This is a genomic window from Vibrio sp. Y51_MX_L26, from assembly GCF_024181935.1.
GTDB classification, from domain to species: domain Bacteria; phylum Pseudomonadota; class Gammaproteobacteria; order Enterobacterales; family Vibrionaceae; genus Vibrio; species Vibrio diabolicus.
In genome coordinates this window covers 238,151-261,256 of the sequence record NZ_JAMZAS010000004.1, presented here as the reverse complement: position 1 = coordinate 261,256, position 23,106 = coordinate 238,151, and the positions used below count along the sequence as shown (strand labels likewise).

21 protein-coding genes and 1 other RNA gene are annotated in these 23,106 nt (G+C 43.1%); 12 read left to right on the top strand and 10 right to left on the bottom strand.

Features of this window, described 5'->3' with window-relative positions:
• Positions 1-153: 153 nt before the first annotated feature.
• The 3 genes from NL645_RS12400 to NL645_RS12390 form a co-directional block, all read right to left on the bottom strand.
• Positions 154-741, bottom strand: coding sequence for a DedA family protein (locus tag NL645_RS12400; protein WP_005391489.1), 588 nt, complete (start codon positions 739-741; stop codon positions 154-156).
• Positions 742-945: 204 nt separating this feature from the next.
• On the bottom strand, positions 946-2,481 hold the full coding sequence (locus NL645_RS12395; RefSeq protein WP_005391488.1) for a bifunctional GNAT family N-acetyltransferase/carbon-nitrogen hydrolase family protein: 1,536 nt from the start codon (positions 2,479-2,481) through the stop codon (positions 946-948).
• Between the two features lie 120 nt (positions 2,482-2,601).
• The gene (locus NL645_RS12390) at positions 2,602-3,483 is read right to left on the bottom strand and encodes a LysR family transcriptional regulator (protein ID WP_253651774.1); all 882 of its coding nucleotides are present in this window, start codon (positions 3,481-3,483) and stop codon (positions 2,602-2,604) included.
• A 426-nt stretch (positions 3,484-3,909) separates the two neighbouring features.
• On the opposite strand from NL645_RS12390, the gene NL645_RS12385 reads away from it, so the two are divergent.
• The gene (locus NL645_RS12385) at positions 3,910-4,473 is read left to right on the top strand and encodes a porin family protein (protein WP_012842100.1); all 564 of its coding nucleotides are present in this window, start codon (positions 3,910-3,912) and stop codon (positions 4,471-4,473) included.
• A gap of 285 nt (positions 4,474-4,758) precedes the next feature.
• Here the strand turns inward: NL645_RS12385 and ssrA are convergent.
• Positions 4,759-5,126, bottom strand: a transfer-messenger RNA (tmRNA) gene (gene ssrA, locus NL645_RS12380).
• Positions 5,127-5,192: 66 nt separating this feature from the next.
• On the bottom strand, positions 5,193-5,678 hold the full coding sequence (gene smpB / locus NL645_RS12375) for an SsrA-binding protein SmpB (RefSeq protein WP_005391476.1): 486 nt from the start codon (positions 5,676-5,678) through the stop codon (positions 5,193-5,195).
• Between the two features lie 118 nt (positions 5,679-5,796).
• On the opposite strand from smpB, the gene NL645_RS12370 reads away from it, so the two are divergent.
• Positions 5,797-6,240, top strand: a complete 444-nt coding sequence (locus NL645_RS12370) for an SRPBCC family protein (RefSeq protein WP_253651773.1) — start codon at positions 5,797-5,799, stop codon at positions 6,238-6,240.
• On the top strand, positions 6,230-6,583 hold the full coding sequence (locus tag NL645_RS12365) for an RnfH family protein (RefSeq protein ID WP_005391471.1): 354 nt from the start codon (positions 6,230-6,232) through the stop codon (positions 6,581-6,583). The genes NL645_RS12370 and NL645_RS12365 overlap by 11 nt, the downstream gene beginning before the upstream one ends.
• A 106-nt stretch (positions 6,584-6,689) precedes the next feature.
• Here the strand turns inward: NL645_RS12365 and bamE are convergent, their stop codons facing one another.
• From bamE to nadK, 4 genes are all read right to left on the bottom strand, one after another.
• Positions 6,690-7,049: an outer membrane protein assembly factor BamE gene (gene bamE, locus NL645_RS12360; protein ID WP_005391468.1), complete on the bottom strand. Its 360-nt coding sequence runs from the start codon at positions 7,047-7,049 to the stop codon at positions 6,690-6,692.
• A gap of 330 nt (positions 7,050-7,379) precedes the next feature.
• Positions 7,380-9,044 (bottom strand): DNA repair protein RecN, encoded by a 1,665-nt coding sequence (gene recN / locus NL645_RS12355; RefSeq protein WP_253651772.1) that lies wholly within the window; start codon positions 9,042-9,044, stop codon positions 7,380-7,382.
• 168 nt (positions 9,045-9,212) lie between these two features.
• Positions 9,213-10,403 (bottom strand): DUF3103 domain-containing protein, encoded by a 1,191-nt coding sequence (locus tag NL645_RS12350; protein WP_253651771.1) that lies wholly within the window; start codon positions 10,401-10,403, stop codon positions 9,213-9,215.
• Between the two features lie 265 nt (positions 10,404-10,668).
• Positions 10,669-11,553, bottom strand: coding sequence for an NAD(+) kinase (nadK, locus tag NL645_RS12345; protein WP_005391462.1), 885 nt, complete (start codon positions 11,551-11,553; stop codon positions 10,669-10,671).
• Between the two features lie 146 nt (positions 11,554-11,699).
• Here nadK and grpE point away from each other — a divergent pair, with 146 nt between their 5' ends.
• From grpE to dnaJ, 4 genes are all read left to right on the top strand, one after another.
• The gene (gene grpE, locus NL645_RS12340; RefSeq protein ID WP_012842091.1) at positions 11,700-12,296 is read left to right on the top strand and encodes a nucleotide exchange factor GrpE; all 597 of its coding nucleotides are present in this window, start codon (positions 11,700-11,702) and stop codon (positions 12,294-12,296) included.
• 417 nt (positions 12,297-12,713) lie between these two features.
• Positions 12,714-13,988, top strand: a complete 1,275-nt coding sequence (locus NL645_RS12335) for a dicarboxylate/amino acid:cation symporter (protein WP_134647893.1) — start codon at positions 12,714-12,716, stop codon at positions 13,986-13,988.
• A 347-nt stretch (positions 13,989-14,335) separates the two neighbouring features.
• On the top strand, positions 14,336-16,249 hold the full coding sequence (gene dnaK / locus NL645_RS12330) for a molecular chaperone DnaK (RefSeq protein ID WP_048626076.1): 1,914 nt from the start codon (positions 14,336-14,338) through the stop codon (positions 16,247-16,249).
• Positions 16,250-16,453: 204 nt separating this feature from the next.
• Complete coding sequence (gene dnaJ, locus NL645_RS12325) at positions 16,454-17,602, top strand: molecular chaperone DnaJ (RefSeq protein WP_017635700.1); 1,149 nt, start codon at positions 16,454-16,456, stop codon at positions 17,600-17,602.
• A gap of 69 nt (positions 17,603-17,671) precedes the next feature.
• Here the strand turns inward: dnaJ and NL645_RS12320 are convergent, their stop codons facing one another.
• Positions 17,672-18,103, bottom strand: a complete 432-nt coding sequence (locus NL645_RS12320; RefSeq protein ID WP_047010170.1) for a type IV pilin protein — start codon at positions 18,101-18,103, stop codon at positions 17,672-17,674.
• A 103-nt stretch (positions 18,104-18,206) separates the two neighbouring features.
• Here NL645_RS12320 and NL645_RS12315 point away from each other — a divergent pair, with 103 nt between their 5' ends.
• The 5 genes from NL645_RS12315 (at position 18,207) to NL645_RS12295 (ending at position 22,955) form a co-directional block, all read left to right on the top strand.
• A complete protein-coding gene (locus tag NL645_RS12315) occupies positions 18,207-18,713 on the top strand; it encodes a Tfp pilus assembly protein FimT/FimU (protein ID WP_005391449.1) in 507 nt (168 codons plus the stop codon).
• Positions 18,694-19,284 carry a PilW family protein gene (locus NL645_RS12310; RefSeq protein WP_005391448.1) on the top strand — a complete coding sequence of 197 codons (591 nt, stop codon included), beginning with the start codon at positions 18,694-18,696 and terminating at the stop codon, positions 19,282-19,284. Before NL645_RS12315 ends, NL645_RS12310 begins: the two co-directional genes overlap by 20 nt.
• Entirely contained in the window at positions 19,281-20,591 is a 1,311-nt protein-coding gene (locus tag NL645_RS12305) for a hypothetical protein (protein WP_053807643.1), read from the top strand. Before NL645_RS12310 ends, NL645_RS12305 begins: the two co-directional genes overlap by 4 nt.
• Positions 20,581-20,994 carry a prepilin-type N-terminal cleavage/methylation domain-containing protein gene (locus tag NL645_RS12300; RefSeq protein WP_012842085.1) on the top strand — a complete coding sequence of 138 codons (414 nt, stop codon included), beginning with the start codon at positions 20,581-20,583 and terminating at the stop codon, positions 20,992-20,994. Before NL645_RS12305 ends, NL645_RS12300 begins: the two co-directional genes overlap by 11 nt.
• Positions 20,995-21,395: 401 nt before the next feature.
• Positions 21,396-22,955, top strand: coding sequence for an AbgT family transporter (locus NL645_RS12295; RefSeq protein ID WP_253651770.1), 1,560 nt, complete (start codon positions 21,396-21,398; stop codon positions 22,953-22,955).
• The last annotated feature ends 151 nt before the right edge of the window (positions 22,956-23,106 follow it).

Sequence of the window (23,106 nt, the reverse complement as noted above, 5' to 3'; positions counted from 1 at the left end):
GAAGAGCAGACTAATATCACATTTACGCATTGTCAACGTCTAGACGTCTAAATGGCTGTTTAAATTTTGCGCGTAAAGAAAAAAATAAAAGCTCGTATTACGTATCTCACTGATACCACGAGCTTTAGTTATGCGCCAATGAAGAGGCTGTCGTTATTGCATTGATTTGGCTTTTTTGCGTTTAACAATACCTAAAACCATCCACGTAAATAAGACAGCAGCAAATGCCCATACCAGATATTTGTATTCGGTGTACAGGTTGCTCAACACGCTTAAATGTTCAAATGCAAAGTGAGTTAACAAGCTGAATACCAATACCCAAACCGTCGCCGCGAGGGCGTTACCGAGCAAAAACTCTCTACGTGGCATTTTCGCGATACCGCACGCAAGAGGCATAAATTGCTTCATTCCTTCAATAAAGCGACTGACGACCAAGCACGTAGGGCCGTATTTCTGGATAGTCAGTTGAAGTGTTTGCATCTTCGGGCCAGAGATATAGCCTTTTTTATCCAACCAGCCTTCAAAGTAATACCCGATTAGGTAACCACAGGTATTCCCAAAAAAGCAGCTTAGCCACGATACCATCATAACCATACTTAGGTTCATGACTTGTTCTGAAGAGAGCAAAGATGCCGCGATCATCAGCGATTGACCAGGCATCGGTACACCTATCCCTTCTAGAAATATACTGACAATCAGCGCCAAGTAGCCGTATTGCTCGAGCAAAGGCTTCATTGACATGAGAAGTTCGTTAATGTGTTCCAAAAGCTTTCCCCTAATAAAAGCGGAACGAAGTTGGAGTGATACTCCGAATGTCCTACTGGGTCAATTCTTGTTTCTCACCGCTGAGAAAAACTGACATGCCTCTGATTATTGTGCGGAATCAATCTGCTGCTTGTTTTATTCGCCGCCACGCTCCCGTGTGGCGGCGAATAAGGCACACCATTATGACTCTTTAGCTTTAGTAAATGCGCCATACAAATCAAGACGTCGGTGACGTAAGTTGGTTACTGAACCCTCGGTATTAAGTTGCTTCAACTTAGTCAAATCAACATCGGCGAAGATCATCATTTCGGTGTTGGCGCTTGCTTCTGTCAAGGTCGCATCGTGCGGGAAGTAGATATCCGACGGAGAGAATACGGCAGATTGCGCGTACTGGATGTCCACGTTATCAACACGAGGTAAGTTACCAACACTACCACCAATTGCAACATAGCATTCGTTTTCAATGGCACGCGATTGGGAACAAATTCGTACTCGTTGATAGCCATTTTTTGTGTCCGTCCAGAAAGGAACGAATACAATTTGTGCGCCTTGTTCTGCTAACATTCTTCCCAATTCAGGGAATTCGCTGTCATAACAAATCAGTATGCCGACTTTGCCCGCATCGGTTTCGAACACTTGAACATTGTCACCACCGTCGATCACCCAGTCTCTTTGTTCATGAGGCGTGATGTGGATTTTATATTGAGCGTTAATTTCACCATCTCGTTGCAGCAAGTAGGCCACATTATACAGTTTGCCATCTTCGATAACGGGCATACTGCCTGCAATAATGTTGATGTTGTAGGTGACTGCCATCTGCGAGAAACGGTTTTTGATCTCTTCTGTAAAGCTAGCCAAAAAGCGGATTGCTTCAACGGAATTTTTGTCGTTTTGCAAGCCCATCAGCGGTGCGTTAAAGAACTCAGGGAATAGGGCGAAATCGGCCTTGTAATTCGCAAGAGAAGAAATGAAGAACTCAGCTTGATCGAGCAAATCCTCCAGGTCATTCATCGCGCGCATTTGCCACTGTACAACACCAATTCGAATCAGAGTCTTTTCTACATCGTGTACGGATTGAATATCCTCTTCGTAGAAAAAGTTATCCCACTCCAGCAGTGTCGCGTAACCTTTAGAAGCACTGTCCTCTGGCAAGTATCCACGCATGATACGTTTTACATCGAAGTCGTTAGCAAGCTGAAAAGACAAAATAGGGTCATGAAGCTCACGGCGTTTTACTTTGTCGATGTACTCTGCAACGCTCAGTTCATCTGCGTATTGGTGGTAATTAGGAATGCGACCACCGGCTAAAATGGCTTTGAAGTTTTTACTACGGCAAAGCTCTTTACGTGCATCATATAAACGTCGACCTAAACGTAGCCCTCGATAGTCTGGGTGGACAAATACATCGAGACCATACATTGCATCACCGGTTACTTGATTCTGTATGACGTTGTTTTCGGTAATGATGTCGGTATACAGGTGAGGAAGAGAAAAGCGGTTGTAGTCCACTTTAATGGTTAATGCTGCACCGACTATTTTGCCGTTATCTTCAATACAGATTTGGCCATCAGGAAACTGATGAATGAGATCCATAATAGTTAGCCGTGGCCATGAGCCGCCAACATCAGGAAACACTAAGTCCATTAGTTCTGCAAGCTCAGGGTAATCCGTTGGCTCAATGGTACGTAATGAGAGTTTGGGCGAATTGCTGTCCATATCTTTCAATCCATTTATCCTTTTGAAACAGTGTTAATGAGAATGCCACAATTTGGAGCAGACAGATACTGAAGTCTTTGAGTTGTTTTGGTTTACCAAAAGCATTTCAAGAAAACAATATTAGCTTAGTTTGCTCTTCAACCATTCGTAAAACGCCGCCACTTTCTTAGCCGATAGGCGATAATTCGGGATCATCACGTAATAACCATAACCACTCTGTAAAGATAGGTTGAGAATACGTTGGATATCCCCTCTTAAAATAGAATTCTGCGCCATAAAATCAGGAAGTAAGGCGAGTCCTTTTCCCATTTTGACGGCTTCGTAAGCTAGGTAAAAATGTTCAAAGCCTACAGAGTGATAGGTAACGGTTGATTCTACTGCATGTGCCGCCTTAAATTGCTCCCACAACTGAGGACGAGTGATTTGAGGTATCAACGGATAGTCGCTAACAGCGTGCACACTCTTGAGTGCAGGAGTATTAGTGCAACCGACCAATAGCAGTATTTCTTGGCATAGTAAGTGGCTGTATTCATAATGCGTGGACAATGGAAGACAACGAATATGCAAGTCGCTTTCACCGCTTGAACCTTTGACGTTCCCATCTCCGGTACAGATTCTTACACGGATATTGGGATGTCGTTGGTGGAAGTCATCAATATGAGGCACCAACCAAAGGCTAGCGAAAGAAGGAGTAACATCCACGGTGAGCAATTCTTGCTTTGAATCTGATTGGATTAAGTTGGCGGTTGCATTCTGAATAAGTTCTAGTGCTTCTGTGACTTGCGGTAGGTAGCGTTTTCCTTCCTCAGTTAACTCAATACCACTCGTCCCTCTTTGTATTAAAGGTAAGCCCACTAGTTGTTCAAGCGCGGCGATTTGTTTGCTTACTGCGCTTTGTGTAATGCATAGGGCATCCGCCGCTTTAGAGAAGCTGAGGTAATTTGCAACCGCGACAAACGTCCTTAATGCTCGGATAGAAGGGTACTCACTGCCTTTTAACATACTTCAGTCCCATGGAGAGATAGCCTCTTCACAGAGTAGGAGATTTACCTATTGAAGCAAAGAGAGAAAAAGCCGATGTGTGATTACCTTCCTTACTCGTTCATAAAGAATCCAGACCAAAAATTAAGAATCCTAAATATAATGGGTATGTAAATAATTGATGATTGGGGTTTGTTTATTGATTTCTCCTATCTTTTGAAAAAACTACAAATAAAATAGAATGTTTTACATCATTAGTATTTACAGAAATCTAATATTGTTTTCTCAAGGTAAATAAAACAGTATAACTTTTAGTTTTGTTGTTCTAATTTCAAAATAATGTCAATTTTTTATAAAGTAGAAAGTGTTTTTTATTAAATTAAAATTGGCATTGCATTTGCTTTGTATAATTCGAACTTTCAATGGCACTTATATGAGGAGAACGAAATGAAAAGCAATGTTGTTACTTTGATTGGCCTTTTTTCTTTAGCAACGTTTAGTACTTTATCTCACGCAGCGGACTCCAAAGATCATGGTGTTTATGTCGGCGCCAATTATGGTTACTTAAAAGTTGATGGACAAGATGACTTTGATGATGACAGCGATGCTATTCAAGGCTTGGTTGGTTACCGTTTTAACCCTTACTTAGCGTTAGAGGGCGGTTACATTGATTTTGGTAGCTATGGTAATAACCTAGCAAATGCCGAAACGGACGGTTACACCGCAGCACTAAAAGTTACAGCCCCTATTGCTGATCGTGTCGATCTTTACGCAAAAGGCGGTCAAATGTGGTACTCGACGGATTACAACGTTGCGGGCTTCCAAGGCAACAAAGATGACGAAGGTGTATTCGCTGGTGCCGGTGTTGGTTTTAAAGTTACTGATAACTTCTTAGTTAACGCAGAATATATGTGGTACGACGTAGAACTGAATGCAGAGAACGTCGCGAATGGTGCAAGCACAAAAACTGATTTTAACCAAGCATCGCTAGGTGTGGAATATAGATTTTAATATTGTTAATCATGTTTAACGCAATAAAATTGCGAAGCTAAATGGCTTCGCATTTTTATTTTTTAAGAGATTTAATTACCTGCATAAAATTACTAATGAATAAAATATTTATAAAGTTGGAAGTGTTGATTATTAGAGATCGTCTGCTTATTTTTCTATAGGCTATAAAAGAAGCCGTGCACTAATAGCAAGTAACATCGTAAAAGTAGATCGTGTACTGTTGCAACATAAGTACGGATAGCAGATACAAAAAAGGCCACCCGAAGGGGGCCTTTTCCAAACGTTTGGTGGAGCTGGCGGGAGTTGAACCCGCGTCCGAAAACCGTTCATCATTGGTACTACATGCTTAGTCGATCTTTAATTTCGCCACCCACCTGCGAACCGACACGCTAATGAATGACTAGCCTGAATTAAAATTCGCCGTTCATCTCTCAGGCGGGAGAATCCGGGCTAGCGCGTTTGGGTTTGATCCCTCGTTATTCCCCGTCTTACGTGCGGAAGCTAGGGCGAGAGAGCTCTGAGCAGGTTATTAAGCTGCTAGTGCGTAGTTTTCGTCGTTTGCGACTATTTTTTTGCGGTTTGTTAACGAGGCCTACCGCACCTCGGCATGCACCTCAGACTTCTGAATTCCCGTCGAATCCTAAATCAGCCCCAGGTAATATTCGCATAGTAACAGAAAAGCATTGGCTGTCCAGTACTATGCGTTTAAGTGGTCAAGATTAACGCAGTGTACTCTTCATTACGCGTGCTTTCTCTCTTGCCCAGTCTTTTTCTTTTAAATCCGTACGTTTATCGTGCAGCTTTTTACCTTTTGCTACGCCAATTTTTAGTTTCACCCAAGAGCGAGACCAGTACAGAGAGAGCGCCGTTAATGTCATACCTTCACGGTTCACACGTCCGAATAGGTTGTCTAGTTCACGACGACTCATTAGTAGTTTACGCACACGTGTGGGGTTCGCCACAACGTGTGTCGATGCCTGATTTAAAGGAGTGATTGTCATGCCACTCACAAAGGCTTCACCGTCACGCATAAATACGTAACTTTCAGAAATATTGGCTTTACCTTGGCGAAGGGCTTTCACTTCCCAACCTTGGAGCTCCAAGCCAGCTTCGATTTCATCATCGATGAAATACTCGTGGCGAGCTTTTTTATTCAGCGCGATAGTATTGCTACCCGCTTTTTGTTTCGTTTTTTTCTTTGCCATAATAGCGACATTATACGGGTTGGATATCGGATAGGAAATCCTTTTATTTGCGCAATCGTGGAATAAAAGTAAAATTGGCAGGAGCTTTAAATCTGTACATGTATCGATAGGAGTATGTATGAAGCAAGTCAGCCGTTCTGCGCTTGTGTCTTTTAGTGCTGAACAGATGTTCAATCTGGTTAACGATGTTGCTAAATACCCTGAGTTTCTGCCTGGTTGCTCGGGCTCTAGAATCATTGAGTCTTCGGGTAATGGTATGGTGGCTTCTGTCGATGTGGCGAAGGCTGGTATCAGCAAAACGTTTACTACTGCAAATGAGCTGATCCCAGGCCAAGCAATTATGATGAACTTGGTGGATGGCCCGTTTAAGACGTTGCGTGGTGGTTGGATTTTTACCGCGCTAGATGAGCAAGCTTGCAAGGTTGAGCTAAAGCTTGAGTTTGAATTCTCAAGTAAAATGATTGAGATGGCCTTCGGTAAGGTTTTTAACGAGCTTACCAGTAACATGGTAAAAGCATTCACTAAACGCGCAAAACAGGTCTACGAGTGCTATGAGTATTGAGTCAGATATGATTCACGTAGAGGTTGTCTATGCTCTTCCTCATGAACAGCGTGTATTTAATTTAGTGGTGAATAATCACGCAACGGTAGAAGAGATCATTCGACAATCTGGCGTGTTAGAGTTATACCCTGAAATTGATTTATCTAAGAATAAAGTGGGTGTGTTTAGTCGTAATGTGAAGTTAGATGCGACCGTTCGAGATCGAGATCGAATAGAGATATATCGTCCGTTACTCGCAGACCCGAAAGAGATTCGTCGTAAACGGGCGGAGCAGGCTAAAGCCGAGGGGAATGCAGACCCAGTCACCGGTGGTAAGCCTAGCTCTGTACGTAAGAATAAGTAGACTTAATATCAGTCTCAATGGATGGCGTCATTGATTCAAAGTGTGATTGCGCGATATCTAGATAATAAAAAACCTCTCATGTGAGAGGTTTTTTTGCAAAAGTCGTTTACTGAATCTGTTCGTAAAAAGCGTCACTTTTTGGGAAGTCACCACTGATATCTGCGAGTGTGCCTTGGTCGTTAAAGTTAACGATCAGGTCTTTTTGCACTGGATCACCGTGACCAGGAGTATGATGATAAATGTAGTACCAAGTGTTTGGGTAGCCGTTCTCAATAAGCATTGGCGACCCTAGTACGAAGCGAACCTGTGCTTTAGTCATCCCAAACTTTAATTTATCTACCGCACTTTGTTCTACATAGTTGCCTTGGTTGATATCAATGCGATAAACCAGTTTTTCCAATACCGAACATCCTGTCAGCAATGTCATTGCTAATGGTACGGCAACTAACCACTTCTTTAATTGCATAATAATTTCTTAGTAACCTTTAAAATACTGCGCTGATAATAAACAAGCTCGACGCAGATGTAAAAAGCTATGCGTCGTATGATAGGAAATCTGACAACGAATTTTGAGTTGAGTTGCATTTATTGATTCTCTCACATGTATGTTTATGTCGATGAGCGATTTTCTATCCAGTTTAAGCGGTAACTAATGACAAATAGCCAAGTTATTGAGCTATGGGGTGGCACTGACCATTATTTCGAAAGGGAATCAGAACCCAAGCACTTTGATATGGTGATGGGGGAGGTAGAGTCACGGAGTAGTGTTCGTGACTCTATCTTTGAAAGAGCATGGCTAAGCGGCGATGAGGAGCTCTTTGGCGTTTGCAAGGGTAGAATCTGTAATTTGGCTACCTCCAAGTAGGCGAGCTAATTCTGCCACACGTTGTTGTTCATCTAATGCGTGCATTTGTGTTTCGGTTTGGCCAGCTTTTGTTTGTTTAGCCACGAACATTTGTTGATGGCCACAACCTGCAACTTGAGGGAGGTGAGTGACACACAATACCTGAGTAGACTCGCCAAGCTTGCGTAGCATTTTGCCGACTACAGCTGCTGTTGGACCACTAATACCGACATCCACCTCATCGAAGATCAAGCTTGGTGTATCCACTTTCTGAGCGGTAATCACTTGGATAGCTAATGAGATGCGTGATAGCTCACCGCCTGACGCAACTTTTGCTATAGGTTGCAATGGTTGCCCTGGGTTAGTCGATACTAAGAAGCACACACTGTCCATGCCAAGTGGTGATGGGTGCGTGTTTTCATTGCTTACATCGATATTGAATACCGCTTTTTCCATGCTCAATTCGTGCATGCTTTGTGTGATCAGTTTGTTCAGTTCTTTTGCGTAACGGCTGCGTGATTTGTGTAGTTTTTCTGCTTGGTTTAGGAAGCTTTGGTACTTTTGTTCCACTTCTTGCGCGAGTTCATCTAAACGTTCATCAGAGCAATCTAACGCTTCTACTTGGGCCAGAAGATCTTGGTGATGTTGATATAGTTCCTCTGGCATTACGTGGTGTTTGCGAGCAACAGACATCACTTTAGAAAAACGTTCTTCTACATAAGCCATACGAGCAGGATCCACATCGACGCCATCTAGATAACTGCGTAATTCGTTCTTCGTTTCTTCCAGTTGAATCATCGCTTCTGACAACATGTTGGGTAGCTCAGATAGCTTTTCATCTAACTCAGCTAGTTGAATTAGGGAGTGATTGGCCGATTGCAAAATACCAAGCGCATTGACTTCTTCACCTTCGTAAATAAGTTCGATGGCTTGCTGACAGGTAGTGGCGAGTTCACCACTATTGGATAGTCGTTTGTGCTCTTGCTCGAGCTCTGCAAATTCTTCTTCACCTAGCGATAACTCATTTAGTTCTTTGATTTGGTATTCAAGCAACTGTTTTTGCGCCTGGTTTTGCTGGCTATTTTCTTTTAGTTGCTTGAGGTTATTGTCTGCCTGACGCCAATGCTGGTAAGCACTTCGTGTGCTTTTTAGTAGGTTTAGATGACCTGCATATTGGTCGAGCATAGCCATTTGGTGTTCGCTTTTCATCAATTGATGATGAGCGTGTTGCCCATGGATATTGATCAGCAGTTGCCCTAGAGATTTGAGTTGTGATAGTGGGACAGGACTGCCATTAATGAAGGCTCTTGAGCGACCTTCTTTTGTGATGATGCGACGCAAAATACATTCACTGCCATCAAGCAGATCGTTATCTTCTAGCCAACGCGTTGCATGTATGTTGTTGTCCAGTAAAAAAGCGGCACTAACTTCGGTTTTTTCTTCACCTTGTCGAACCATGCCAGCATCGGCTCGTCCGCCTAAGCAGAGCCCTAAAGCATCGATAGCAATGGATTTACCCGCGCCTGTTTCACCTGTGATGGTGGTCATGCCCTTAGACAGCTCGAGTTGTAAAGACTTAACAATCGCAAAATTATTAACACTTAGATGAGCCAGCATTTTTTATTTACCTGTATAACTGAACAATACTGTATAAGAGAACAGTATATACTGTTTCTTTATACAGTAAAGACAGGTGGGAAAAAATTTCTGTGTGGGGTGCTTTTTTGTGATGAAGTGGGAAAAATGAGCCGAAGTGATTACAACGACTCATTAAAATTGAACAGGTTACGGACGAGTTGGGTTAATCGTGAGCGGCTCTAATGTGACTACTGCATTCACACCAGCACCTGGATGATCCACGTATGATGTGTCTTGCATTAGTGTGTAGTAAACGTCGACGAAGTCATCATCATTCGTTAGGACGCCGTCAGGGATCGTGTCGATGATCTTATTCGTGATTTGCGGAATAATCGCGTAAGCCTGAACTTCTGGATCTGGAATCGCTTTCAGCACTTCTCCAGCAACTTGAACAAGGAGTTTTGCCAACTGTTTATAGTCTGTACCATCATCTTGTTCCATGAGCACGATGTCCGCAGCGCCCCAACGGTAACGAGACCAGTGAATAATGATCTGATTTGGGTAGTAATCTTGGTTATCGTAGTCTAAGTATGGAAGCTCTACTAAATCGAGAGTAGGTTCATCACGACTTGGATTGACGCCCGTTACGATAGCGTAGATTTCTGCCTTGCCTGAGATCCAAGGTTCTTTGTCATCGGCTAGACGGATCTTTTTCAACTGCGTGGTTTGAATTGGAGTCGCTTCGCCCACAGTGCTACTTGACAATAGCGGTGCATTTTGGCGTTGTTCATCAGCAATATATGGTTGAACTAAAGCTGGCTGACCGAGTTTTTTCATCTCAGCTTGCATAGCTTGCAAGCCAGCCTTTAGCTCTGCAGAGCTGTTGTTATCAACGACAAGTACAGGTACATCAGGGAGCTGGTAAACATCGAGTTGATGGATGTTGCCATAAACATCAAATGCTTCGATGTATTGCCAATTCTCATCATCACCACTTGGTTCAAATGCAAATAATGGCTCGACCTCGCCACTTTGCCATGCTGATATCATGCTCTCATTCGCTAAACGAACTTCCAGCAACTGATCTGAGTATTCAGAAATACCTTTCCAGCTACGAATTTGAGTGTCAGCTTGTACAAGCTGACGGCTAAACTCGGAGTTGGGGGTTTGTTGAACAAATGCTGATACAGAGACGCTAGTCTGTTGTGGAGTAATATCTCTTCTCAACATGGGTTCAATGGCAGCATAGTTCTCACTCAATTGTTGAGCGAGGGCACGCTTCGTCTTAGTGATATCTTCCGCTTTTGCGTTGGATACACTGTTGACTTGCGTTTCCTCTGATTGGCAGCCAATAAGTGCTAATGTACTGAGAACAGACAGAATGATGGTTTTCTTCATAATATGTCCTTTATTGATTTTATGAAATAGAGTTAATACTCTATTCATGGTGAGAATATCACCGGACATAGATCATTGAATTTGCTTTTCTATCTTTTGTGTAAACTTTGCCCACAGGATCAAAATTTATAAACTTCTCTTTAATGACAGCAAATATCGTGTCGCCTCACTACTTTGTGTCTATTTCTTGTCTAAGAAAGCCAAAAGCCAGTGGCAATTAAGCTACTGGCTTTTTTATTGAAGTCATTTCCCTGAGTAACAAGTGTTAGAACAATTTACTAGACCAACCAAGCTTGTTACGTAAAACGTGATAGTAGCTGTAGTCTTTGGGATGGATGAGTTTGAGCACATTTGGACTTTGATAGATGTGGATTTCGTCGCCTGGAGAAACAGGGAGAGACACTTGTCCATCACAGCTAACTTCTTGTGTTCCTCGGTTTTCTGGTGACACCACCAATTTAATTCGACGCTTTCCATCAACCACCAAAGGTCGACTCGACAAGGTATGAGGGAACATTGGCACGAGTGAAATGGCATTCAAGCTAGGAGAAAGAATTGGACCGCCGCCAGAAAGCGAATATGCGGTCGAGCCCGTTGGTGTGGAAACAATCAAACCATCGGCTCGTAAAGAGAAGGCGAAGCTTTCATCTATGTACACTTCAAATTCAATCATATGGGCAATTTGCCCTGGGTGAAGTACAGCTTCATTTAGCGCAGCGTTGTGGCTTTTAATTTGCCCGTGACGGTGTACTTCCGCTTCTAAGAGAAAGCGCTCTTCTTCAATATACTCACCGTCGAGTACCGCTTGCAGAGACGCTTGGAACTCGTCTGGGTTTAAGTCAGTTAAGAAGCCCAGGTTTCCACGGTTCACCCCTATGACTGGAACATCAAATCGGGATAAAATTCTTGCTGCACCTAGCATGTTGCCATCCCCACCAACCACAATGGCTAGATCGGCATTTTTTCCCAGTTCAACTAAACTGGCAAATTGACTCTGCGGGATATCATCCAGTATTGCGGCAAGGCGATCGTCAATAAATACTTTATAGCCTTCAGAGGTCAGCCATTGGTACAACTCTTTATGAGTTTGAATTGCTTGTTGATCTCTTGGTTTTCCGATAATCGCGATCACGTTACATGGATTTTTCATAGCATTTCCGCATTAAAGAGGCTTGAATCAGGAATCTTCATCCCCATAATAATGGCAAGTCACCTAAATATGCGAATTTTTATGTGGTTAAAGCCCGCAAAAACGCGCATGGCTTTAAGGGCATTATGTTGAATTCTGGAGATATCATGAGCAACGAAGAAAACAAAGTTACAGAAGAAGAGCTTGATCAAATCATCGAAGAGGCTGAAAAAGTAGAAGCTGAAGCACAAGAAGTTGAAGCTGAGCTTGAAGAAATTGGTGATGAGACAGACGCTAAGATTGCTCAACTAGAAGCGGCACTATTGTCTAGCGAGGCAAAAGTAAAAGAGCAGCAAGATGCGGTGTTGCGTTCTAAAGCTGAAGTAGAAAACATGCGTCGTCGTACTGAGCAAGAAATCGATAAAGCACGTAAGTTTGCGTTGAACAAGTTTGCCGAAGAGTTGCTTCCTGTTATTGATAACCTAGAGCGTGCAATTCAAGCGGCAGATACAGAGAATGAAACGGTTAAGCCGTTCCTAGAAGGTGTTGAGTTAACACACAAAACGTTTGTCGACGTTGTGGCGAAATTTGGCTTGAAAGCAATCAACCCTGAAGGTGAAGCATTTAACCCAGAGTTCCATCAAGCGATGTCGATTCAGGAAAGCCCAGATCATGAATCAAACACAGTTATGTTTGTTATGCAAAAAGGCTACGAACTAAACGGCCGTGTGATTCGTCCGGCAATGGTAATGGTTGCTAAATAACCTTAACTGCCTGTTTTCAAATATAAAGCGCCCATCATTTTTTGATGGGCGCTTTTTTGTTTTAAACGTAAGTTGTTGTAATGAGCTTCATTGTATATCGATAAAATGGAAGTTTGATCCCCTTCATATTTTTTCTTATTGGTTAATTATTTTCCTATAGGAGATTTCTTCTCATCTCACTGCGTGTTTATGAACGAAGAGGGCTATAAGTAATTGTAATCATTCGTTGTGTGAATATTTGTCCTGCATAGGAATGTAAAGATAGTCATTTTTTCCACAACAATTCCGTTAACAAAAATGTAAATTATCACTTTATTTTGTAACCTTTGTGTGTATGATTTGCGACTAATGCTTTAAAAGTAAGCATATATAACTACAAAGATGTAAATAGCAAACACAACATATCGGAGATTTATAATGGATAAATCGCTTTCTAGTAAGATTTTTATAGGCTTGTTTGCCGGCCTTGTGCTCGGAACAGCAATTCAGTACTTATTTAGCGGTATTGCAATTTTTGATACATACCTACTTGGAGCAGCAGAAGGCGTTGGCGGCATGTTTGTCTCGCTGATCAAATTGCTTGTTGTTCCTTTAGTTTACGTTTCAATCGTATGCGGCATTGTTGACTTGAAAGACATCAGTGCATTTGGTCGTCTTGGTGGAAAAACTTTTACCCTCTACATTCTTAACACCATCATTGCGATTACGGCGGCTTTGACTGTTGGTTTGGTTTTCCAGCCAGGAGCTGGTGCTAATCTGGCAGGAACGGTATCTGAGGCCGTACAGCTGACGACGACAGAAACGCCGGACATTTTCTCTCTAGTTGTTAACATTGTTCCTAGCAACCCAGTACAAGCGTTTGCTAACGGCGACATGCTGCAAATCATCTTCATGGCAATTCTGACAGGTCTTGCAATTCAAGCTTTGGATTCTCGTGGTGGTCCTGCCATCCGCACGTTCAAAATGGCAAATGAAATCATGATGAAACTGGTTGGGTTAGTGATGAGTCTTGCGCCATATGGTGTGTTCGCGCTAATGATTCAATTGGGTGCAACACTAAACGCCAATACATTGATGTCCGTGGCTGGTTATGTGGCCTTGGTGGTTGCGATGTTGGTGTTCTGGATCTTCTTCTTCTATCCAATGGCAGTAAGTCTTGCGACAGGGACCTCTCCAAAGACTTTCCTACGTGCAACTCGTGAGCAGATTCTGTTCTCTCTATCTACCGCGAGCTCAAACGCGACTATCCCGGTAACGATGCGAACACTGACAGAAAAGCTTCAGGTCTCTAAATCGGTTGCTGGCTTCGGTGTACCACTGGGCGCAACGATGAACATGTCTGGTGTGTCTATCTATATTGCTCTAGCAACGATGTTTGTTGCGAACGCTTTTGGCCAGCCAATTAACACCGCAGACATCTTCACGCTTGGTTTAACTATTCTTCTATTATCTATTGGTGCTGGTGGCGTTCCTGGAGGCGGCGTGGTAATGGTAGGCGTTTTGCTTCACCAACTAGGCTTACCACCTGAAGGCTTGGCAATTATTGCTGCGGTTGACCGTATTAATGACATGTTCTGTACGTCTTCAAATGTTGTGGGCGACACGGCGGTAAACACCATTGTTGCAAAAACAGAAGGTGAGATTGGTAAAGAAGAAGGCGTTGACGCTGAGCCTGCTCAAGCGAACGCATAATGTCTTGAATCATTTATTTTAACCCTAATATTGAAGCGAGCTCTTATGAGCTCGTTTTTTGTTTAGGAAGAGTCGGGCATAAATAAATTCATCTGGGAAATGGCGTTTTGTTGCGCTACAGCAGTGTGACGAGTTCCCAACTAATCAGAAAGAAACACATAAATTTCGAAAAAAGACGCTTTTTTTTAATTCTGCCCTTGAAAAGCATTTTGCCGCCCTTATCTATGTGGCATAGAGAAGCAAACATTGATTATTTTTGTTTGTGAGCAAGGGTTGAAACCCGATTCTCCTCCCCCCACATTGGGGTTATAACCAAACGAAAATAGAATTTATTCGGAGATAGCCAGATGGGTAAAATCATTGGTATTGACTTAGGTACTACTAACTCATGTGTTGCTGTATTAGACGGCGACAAACCACGTGTAATTGAAAACGCAGAGGGCGAACGTACTACTGCATCGGTTATTGCTTACACTGACGGTGAGACGCTAGTAGGTCAACCTGCGAAACGTCAAGCAGTAACTAACCCAGAAAACACGCTATTTGCAATTAAGCGTCTAATCGGTCGTCGTTTTGAAGACGAAGAAGTTCAGCGTGACATCCAAATCATGCCTTACAAAATTGTTAAGGCTGACAACGGTGACGCTTGGGTAGAAGCAAAAGGCCAAAAAATGGCGGCTCCTCAGGTTTCTGCTGAAGTTCTTAAGAAAATGAAGAAAACTGCTGAAGATTTCCTTGGTGAGGAAGTAACTGGCGCAGTTATCACAGTACCTGCTTACTTTAACGATGCTCAGCGTCAAGCTACAAAAGATGCTGGTCGTATCGCAGGTCTAGAAGTTAAACGTATCATCAACGAGCCAACAGCAGCAGCGCTAGCTTACGGTCTTGATAAGAAAGGCGGCGATCGCACTATCGCGGTATACGACCTTGGTGGTGGTACATTCGATATCTCTATCATCGAAATCGATGAAGTTGAAGGCGAGAAAACATTCGAAGTTCTAGCGACTAACGGTGATACTCACCTTGGTGGTGAAGACTTTGATAACCGCCTAATCAACTACTTAGTAGACGAGTTTAAGAAAGAGCAAGGTATCGATCTTAAGAACGATCCACTAGCAATGCAGCGTGTTAAAGAAGCAGCAGAAAAAGCGAAAATCGAGCTTTCTTCTACTTCTCAAACTGACGTAAACCTACCTTACGTTACTGCAGATGCAACTGGTCCTAAGCACATGAACATTAAAGTGACTCGTGCAAAACTAGAATCTCTAGTTGAAGACCTAGTACAACGCTCTCTTGAGCCACTAAAAGTAGCTCTAGCTGACGCTGATCTATCAGTAAACGACATCACTGACGTAATCCTAGTTGGTGGTCAGACTCGTATGCCAATGGTTCAAGCGAAAGTTGCTGAGTTCTTTGGTAAAGAAGCGCGCCGTGACGTAAACCCTGACGAAGCAGTAGCAATGGGTGCTGCAGTTCAAGGTGGTGTACTTGCTGGTGACGTTAAAGACGTACTACTACTAGACGTAACTCCACTGTCTCTAGGTATCGAGACAATGGGTGGCGTGATGACTAAGTTAGTTGAGAAGAACACAACTATCCCAACTAAAGCGAACCAAGTTTTCTCTACAGCGGAAGACAACCAGAGCGCGGTAACTATCCACGTTCTACAAGGTGAGCGTAAGCAAGCGATGTACAACAAGTCTCTAGGCCAATTTAACCTAGAAGGCATCCAGCCTGCACCACGTGGTATGCCACAAATCGAGGTTACTTTTGACCTTGATGCGGATGGTATCCTACACGTATCTGCGAAAGACAAGCAGACTGGTAAAGAGCAGAAGATCACTATCCAAGCTTCTGGCGGTCTAAGCGATGAAGACATCGAGAAAATGGTTCAAGAAGCAGAAGCTAACAAAGAAGCGGACAAGAAGTTCGAAGAGCTAGCGACTGCACGTAACCAAGCTGACCAAATGATTCACGGTACTCGTAAGCAAGTAGAAGAAGCTGGTGAAGCGCTACCTGCAGAAGAGAAAGAGAAGATTGAAGCAGCAATTTCTGAGCTAGAAACAGCACGTAAAGGCGAAGACAAAGAAGCTATCGATGCTAAAGTTCAAGCACTAATGACTGCTTCTCAAAAGCTGATGGAAATCGCTCAACAACAAGCTCAAGCGCAGCAAGCACAAGGTGCTGACGCAGGTGCACAGTCTAAAGAAGACGACGTTGTAGATGCTGAGTTCGAAGAAGTTAAAGACGACAAGAAATAATATTTCTTAACCAGATGGCTGCATAGCCATCTGGGGTCGATAAGACTTCGTGTGCGGGCGTTTGGGGCAACTCTTACGCCCGTCTGTTTGTAAACGCTGTCTTTCTAGTTAAGTATGTTGCAGACAAGTGCACTTACCTAGAACGATACAAACACCAAGCGGTGAATCGATGCCGTTTGTAGTAATTAACTGGTGACGAAGAACATGTCAAAACGTGATTTTTACGAAGTATTAGGCGTAAGCCGTGATGCCTCAGAGCGCGATATCAAAAAGGCGTATAAGCGTCTAGCGATGAAATTCCACCCAGACCGAAACCAGGGTGATGATTCTGCGGCGGACAAGTTTAAAGAAGTAAAAGAAGCGTACGAAGTTCTGACCGACCCTCAAAAGAAAGCGGCGTACGACCAATACGGTCATGCTGCTTTTGAACAAGGCGGCGGTGGTTTCGGTGGCGGCGGCTTTGGCGGCGGCGGTGCTGATTTCGGCGACATCTTTGGCGATGTATTCGGTGACATCTTTGGTGGTGGTCGTCGTGGCGGTGGTGGCCACCGTGCCCAGCGAGGCGCAGACCTACGTTACAACATGGAATTGACGCTAGAAGAAGCGGTTCGTGGTGTAACGAAAGAGATCGAAGTACCAACACTCGTACACTGTGATACCTGCGATGGTAGTGGCGCGAAGAAAGGCTCATCTGCTGAAACATGTGGTACCTGTCATGGTCATGGTCAAGTACAGATGCGCCAAGGCTTCTTCGCAGTGCAACAAACCTGCCCAACCTGTCACGGTAAAGGCAAGATCATTAAAGACCCTTGTAATGAGTGTCATGGTCAAGGTCGTAAGCAGAAAACTAAAACACTTAACGTTAAGATCCCAGCAGGTGTTGATACTGGCGACCGTATTCGTCTATCTGGCGAAGGTGAAGCGGGAGAAATGGGAGCTCCAGCGGGTGACTTGTATGTACAAGTGCACGTGAAAGAGCACCATATCTTCGAACGTGATGGTAACAACCTATACTGTGAAGTGCCTGTAAGCTTTGCGATGGCGGCTCTAGGTGGTGAAGTTGAAGTGCCAACTCTAGATGGTCGCGTAAGCCTAAAAGTGCCTTCAGAAACGCAAACAGGTCGTATGTTCCGCATGCGTGGTAAAGGTGTGAAAGGCGTTCGCGGTGGCGGTATCGGTGACTTGATTGTTAAGTTGGTTGTTGAAACACCAGTAAACCTAAGCTCACGCCAAAAAGAACTGCTCAAAGAGTTTGAAGAGTCTTGTGGTGGTGAAGCGGCGACAAAGCACAAGCCTAAATCAGAAGGCTTTTTCAACGGTGTGAAAAAGTTCTTTGATGATTTAACCAGCTAAGACGTTAGTGAAAAGCACAAATACAAAGGCCTGCTAAAATGCAGGCCTTTTTGCATCTCGGTGTTCTTTCTAATTCCAGCAATCACTTGGTTCTTCGACATTTGTTGACGTTAAAGTAATCGTTTTAGCGCCAGTCAAGCACTCGTCGTCGTCTTGTCCAAGAGCCGATTTTGCTGTTGCTGTAATGGTATAGGCCGTACTTGCAGAGCTCGCAATATTGAAAGAAAATCTATCTGTGTCTGAATCACATAGAGTGCATGTGCCTCCAGAGATAATATGACTCCAGTCGTACCCACCATCATAAGATGTCTCTAGCTCTAGCTGAATTCGACTAAGATCGCTCAAGGCAACCGTCCTATGAGACTTGATTACATGATTGGTGTAAGAAGGGTAGGCGACAGCCGCAATGATCCCGACAATCACTACGGCTATCAGTAATTCGATCAATGTCATCCCTCCCAATCTTTTTTTGTAGCTGTTACAGCGAGAAATTCGAATCATCACGAGTAGTTTCCTTTTCACTTTTCCGCCTATTTTTGGCAGGTGATAGCATCTGTGCAAGATGAATTACGGCCCTTTTGCCGTTTACATAGGAATTTGGGAAATGCCTCGCGGGTTTACGTTGTTGGAGCTTCTTATTACTGTGGCTGTCTTGTCAGTACTACTACTTTTTGTCGCCCCAAGTTTTTCAAAAGTTAGCCAACACATGAAAATAGTGAATTTAGCCAACGAATTACAGGGTTTTTTGATCCAAGCGAAATCGGAATCGGTGATGAGAAATCAAGATTTGTGGGTTCATATTCAAGACTTACCTTCATCCACTGGAAGCTGGAAGCTCACACTCTCGAGTGTATCGAATGTCACTGACATTACTTCAATGAATACTGTTGCTGAGCTGCAAGGTCATCTATATCGGGGTCTGGTGGTGTCGAGTAATATAACTAGCGTCAAGTTTGATCGTGTTATGGGGAATCCCAAAAATGCGGGAAGTATTCACCTAAAGAAATCTCAAGCGGATACCAGTCCGATAAAAGTAACTGTTCATAACGGAGCAGGGCGAGTAAAAGTGTGCGCTATGAATGAGGCAAAATATGGCTTTGAACAATGCTAAACAGCAAGGTAGTACACTTGTTGAGTTTATGATTGCTGCGTTGTTAGGAGTTGTCGCTTTGGGCATTGTTGGCGCAGTGTTTCTTTCTAACCAAAAAACAGCTGTGCAGCGAAGCAAGGAAATAATGCTACTTCAGCAGATGAGTAGTGTAATTCAACAAGTGAAAGAGGATATTCAGCGAGCAGGATTTGATGGTATTACGACAAAATCAATGATGCTTTCCGGTTCTCCTAGCGTTCTATATCAACAATCCGAAAAAATCGGTTATGTTTATCGAAATACAGCAAGCTCTGTGAGTAATACGATATATCGGTTAAAGGATAATATGTTGGAATATTGCCAGGATGATTCACCATCACCTTTAAGTGTCGTGTCTGCTGCTAGTGGATGTTTTGATCTTTTTGATCCAAAGCAAATTAAAGTAACTCAATTTGATGTTAGTCGAATATTACTATCAGGTTCGTCAATAGATAGTGCGTTTATTTCTATTTCAATGGCCGCTGAATTAAAAAATGATCCGGCAATTTCTCACGCCATTTTATTACAAGTTCAGCAAAGGAATTGGCAATGATACGTAAGCATCAACAAGGAGTGGCCACGTTACTTATTACTTCCATACTGCTCTCTGTCGCTTTGGTTGTGACGTTAGGCTCATATAAGAATCTATTTTATCAAATTAAGCGTGCGCAGAATGAAGTTAGTTCTCGGCAACAGCACTGGGAAGCGGAAGGAGGGCTTGAGTGTCTATTTGCTTATGTCACAGATGATGTATCCATAGTAAACGAGCTCATCCCAATTAATCACAATAATTTAAATACCTTATGTAAGAGGGAATTAAACCTTAGCCAGCTGAACGTTACTGATATAGGGGCAGGAGTCTATCGTATTAATTCTATATCTCACAATGGTTGGGCCCAGCTCAATAAAACTTTCAGTACACTAAGTAATCGTGGAAAAGGAGCGATACAAACCACATCCAAGTTAACTACTTATGGTGATTTAAAGGTTCATCCAGATGCGAAAGGTGATCTTAATTCTGACAATTTGTATGAATGCATATCACTGACTTATCGGTATAGTTATACCATGGAAGGCGGAAGCACAGGATCAAAATATAACACTGCATCAATAAGAGCGAATAGCTTATATGATGGTTCTCCTGCTGGAGGGTGTACCGCTGCAACGACAACCAGTGTTACAGTAAAAGCTGGGAATGCAATTACGAAAACTAATAAACCTGAAACTTCTGATCCGCAGCTAAAAGGCGACTTTGTTTATGACTCGGAAGTCGATCCATTCCAAACCTTTTTTGATTACAAAAAAACACCGGAAAATATTGATAAAGTCAAAGCTTCATTTCCGAAAGCTGGGAAAATCAATTTGTCAAATGCGACACAGTGTAAATCAGCTATCGAAAATGCTTTTAAGGAAGTAGATAAGGTTTGGATTACTGGTGACTGCGCCATTCACGGGAATTTAGCACTTCAAGGCAACCATGAGAAATATACGTTAGTTATTCAAGATGGTATTTTTATCAATACTGGTTCAACAACATTTCAGGGTTCGCTTTTTCATTTAGTCGATAAAACTAAACCACAGTTTGCTCCTGATGAGTTAAAAAGCTATTGGGAAAGTTTGTTCTCGAATGCTGATGGCTCACCGACTAATTTTACCATTGGTAAACAATATACTGATCTTACACAAACTGTTTATGTTGATGCAGGGGCATTTCACGCAACGGGTGGTTATGGTTTTGATACTGATGGGTTAAAAACCTCAATTGCGGGCTCAATGGAGTTACTATTTGATTCCAGCAAAAGACCTACAACAAGGAGAAATGATGTTCGTTGGCAAGAGGGAAGTTGGAATGCCAAGTAAACAACATGGTTTTAGTTTAATTGAAATAATGATTTCTTTTATTTTAATTGGTGTCGGTGCTCTTGGATTGGTTAAGTTGCAAGCTTACATTGAGCTGCGGGCAGATTACGCGATGCATAGCATTGAAGCGCTAAATCTTGCTGAGCAGAAATTAGAGTGGTTTCGTACGCGTGGGGCTCTTTCTGCAGTCCCCTCGATGCCCGCCGCTAATTTTGATACAAATATTGTCTCTGGGGAAGATACTACGCACCCCTTGTATACTTTATCTTGGTCTGTGCCAACGGCAACTCTGTCGGGCGCACTTAAAACGATACATATGGAAGCTCTATGGCAAGATCGCCACGGTAAAATACAATCGGTAGAGCTGAAAACCATGATCTCTAAACATAGCGAATTTGATTAAATAGTCTAGGTTCCTGTTTTACGCCGATTCAATCAAAACCGATTGGAGTTCTTTGGATAAGGTGTTCACTGTCCGCGTTGCCCTTTTTATATTGAAGAGAATTATTTCTTGCTTCTCATCACGTATAGTTTCTTTTCTTAAAACTATCTATTCATCTCATCGCTCTATGCAACCTCTGTTTTTGCCAGCTCGTTTACTAAATGTATATGTTGATTTTTCCATAATGTTTCAGGCTTGTATCTTTGGTTTTGTTTTTTTGCAAAATATGTCTCCAATTATGAAAAAAAATATAGAACCTTGTGCTTTCTCCATTAGTGTTTACTAGAATACTCGTTGGATAGTAGGCCGTCATAATTACTCAAATAGGCCTTGGCACCAACATCATTCACTATGGAGTTACCATGAGTAACCAAGCTGTAAATAAGGCACCATCATCGAAGCCGAGCGGGATGGAGCGCTTTTTAAACTTTATCGAGAGGACAGGTAACAAAATTCCTGATCCTGCGATTTTGTTCTTCTGGGCATTGATCATTACTTGGGCGGCGTCAGCACTTTTGTCGAATGTATCATTCGATCTTCCAAACCCTCGAACGGGCGAAGCTCTTACCATCACTAATTTACTTACGGGCGAAGCGCTAGCAAGTTTCCTTGCGAACATGGTGACGACGTTTACTGGTTTTGCGCCACTGGGTATCGTACTTGTCGCGATGCTAGGTGTGGGCGTTGCAGACTCTTCGGGCTTTATTACGACGGGCCTTAAGAAGATGCTGAACTTCACGCCAGCTAAGCTTCTTACTCCAATGCTTATTTTGGTTGCTATTGTGTCGCATACTGCGGCAGATGCAGGCTATGTTCTGGTTATTCCTCTGGGCGGTATTATCTTCCATGCGGCAGGTCGTCACCCTCTAGCGGGTATTGCGGCAGCATTTGCAGGTGTATCTGGTGGCTTCTCTGCAAACTTTATCCCTTCTGGTATCGATCCACTACTTGCAGGCTTTACGCAAACCGCGGCGCAGGTTCTTGATCCTGAATACGTGGTTAACCCATTAGCAAACATCTTCTTTACTGGCCTATCTTCCATCATTATTGTAGCGATTGGTTGGTACGTGACAGAGAAAATCATCGAGCCTCGTTTGTCAAAAATGCCAATTGATGACGATGCGGAAACCGCGCCAAACCTAGGTTCATTTACTGAACTGGAATCAAAAGCATTCCGTTATGCAGGTTGGGCAATGATGGCGGGTATTGCTTTACTTGTTACAGCGTTAATTCCAGAAACATCAGCACTTCGCTCGCCTGAAGGTGAAATTACTGCCTTCTCAGCACCGATCATGAAGTCTATCGTGCCGTTGATCTTTATTCTGTTTATCATTCCTGGTTACGTTTACGGTAAAGTGTCTGGAACGTTCAAGACCAGCAACGACATTATCAAAGCGATGGCTGATACTATGTCGACCATGGGCGCATACATTGTAATGTCGTTCTTCTGTGCTCAGTTCCTATCTGCATTTGCTCAGTCAAACATCGGTACGATGCTAGCGTTGTATGGCGCAGAAGGCTTAAAAGCGATGAACCTACCAGGTGAAGTGACTATCATCGGTATGATCCTTCTAACCGCGTCTGTAAACCTACTTATTGGTTCGGCATCGGCAAAATGGGCTTTAATTGGTCCAATCCTAGTGCCAATGCTAATGGCGGTTGGTATCTCGCCTGAGCTATCTCAAGCGGCTTACCGTGTGGGTGACTCTGTATCGAACATCATTTCGCCTCTAATGGTATTTTTCCCTCTTGTAGTGGTTTACTGTCAGCGTTATGTGAAGTCGGCTGGTATCGGTACGCTTGCGTCACTAATGATGCCATTCTCGATCGCAATGCTGATCGGTTGGTCTATCTTCCTAGTTGCTTATTGGATGGTAGGTATCCCGCTAGGCATTCAAGCTCCTTACACTTACACAATGTAAAAACGTGTAGGGTGTGAAAGCCGCTAATTGGCAGCCAAAAAGCGCAGGTCTTCGATCTGCGCTTTTTTGTTCTCGCAAAACGAACATCGATAGGTCTTGTAACTAGGTTTTTTGGAGTTGCAAACTTTGTCCCGTGATGTGTTGCTGTAGT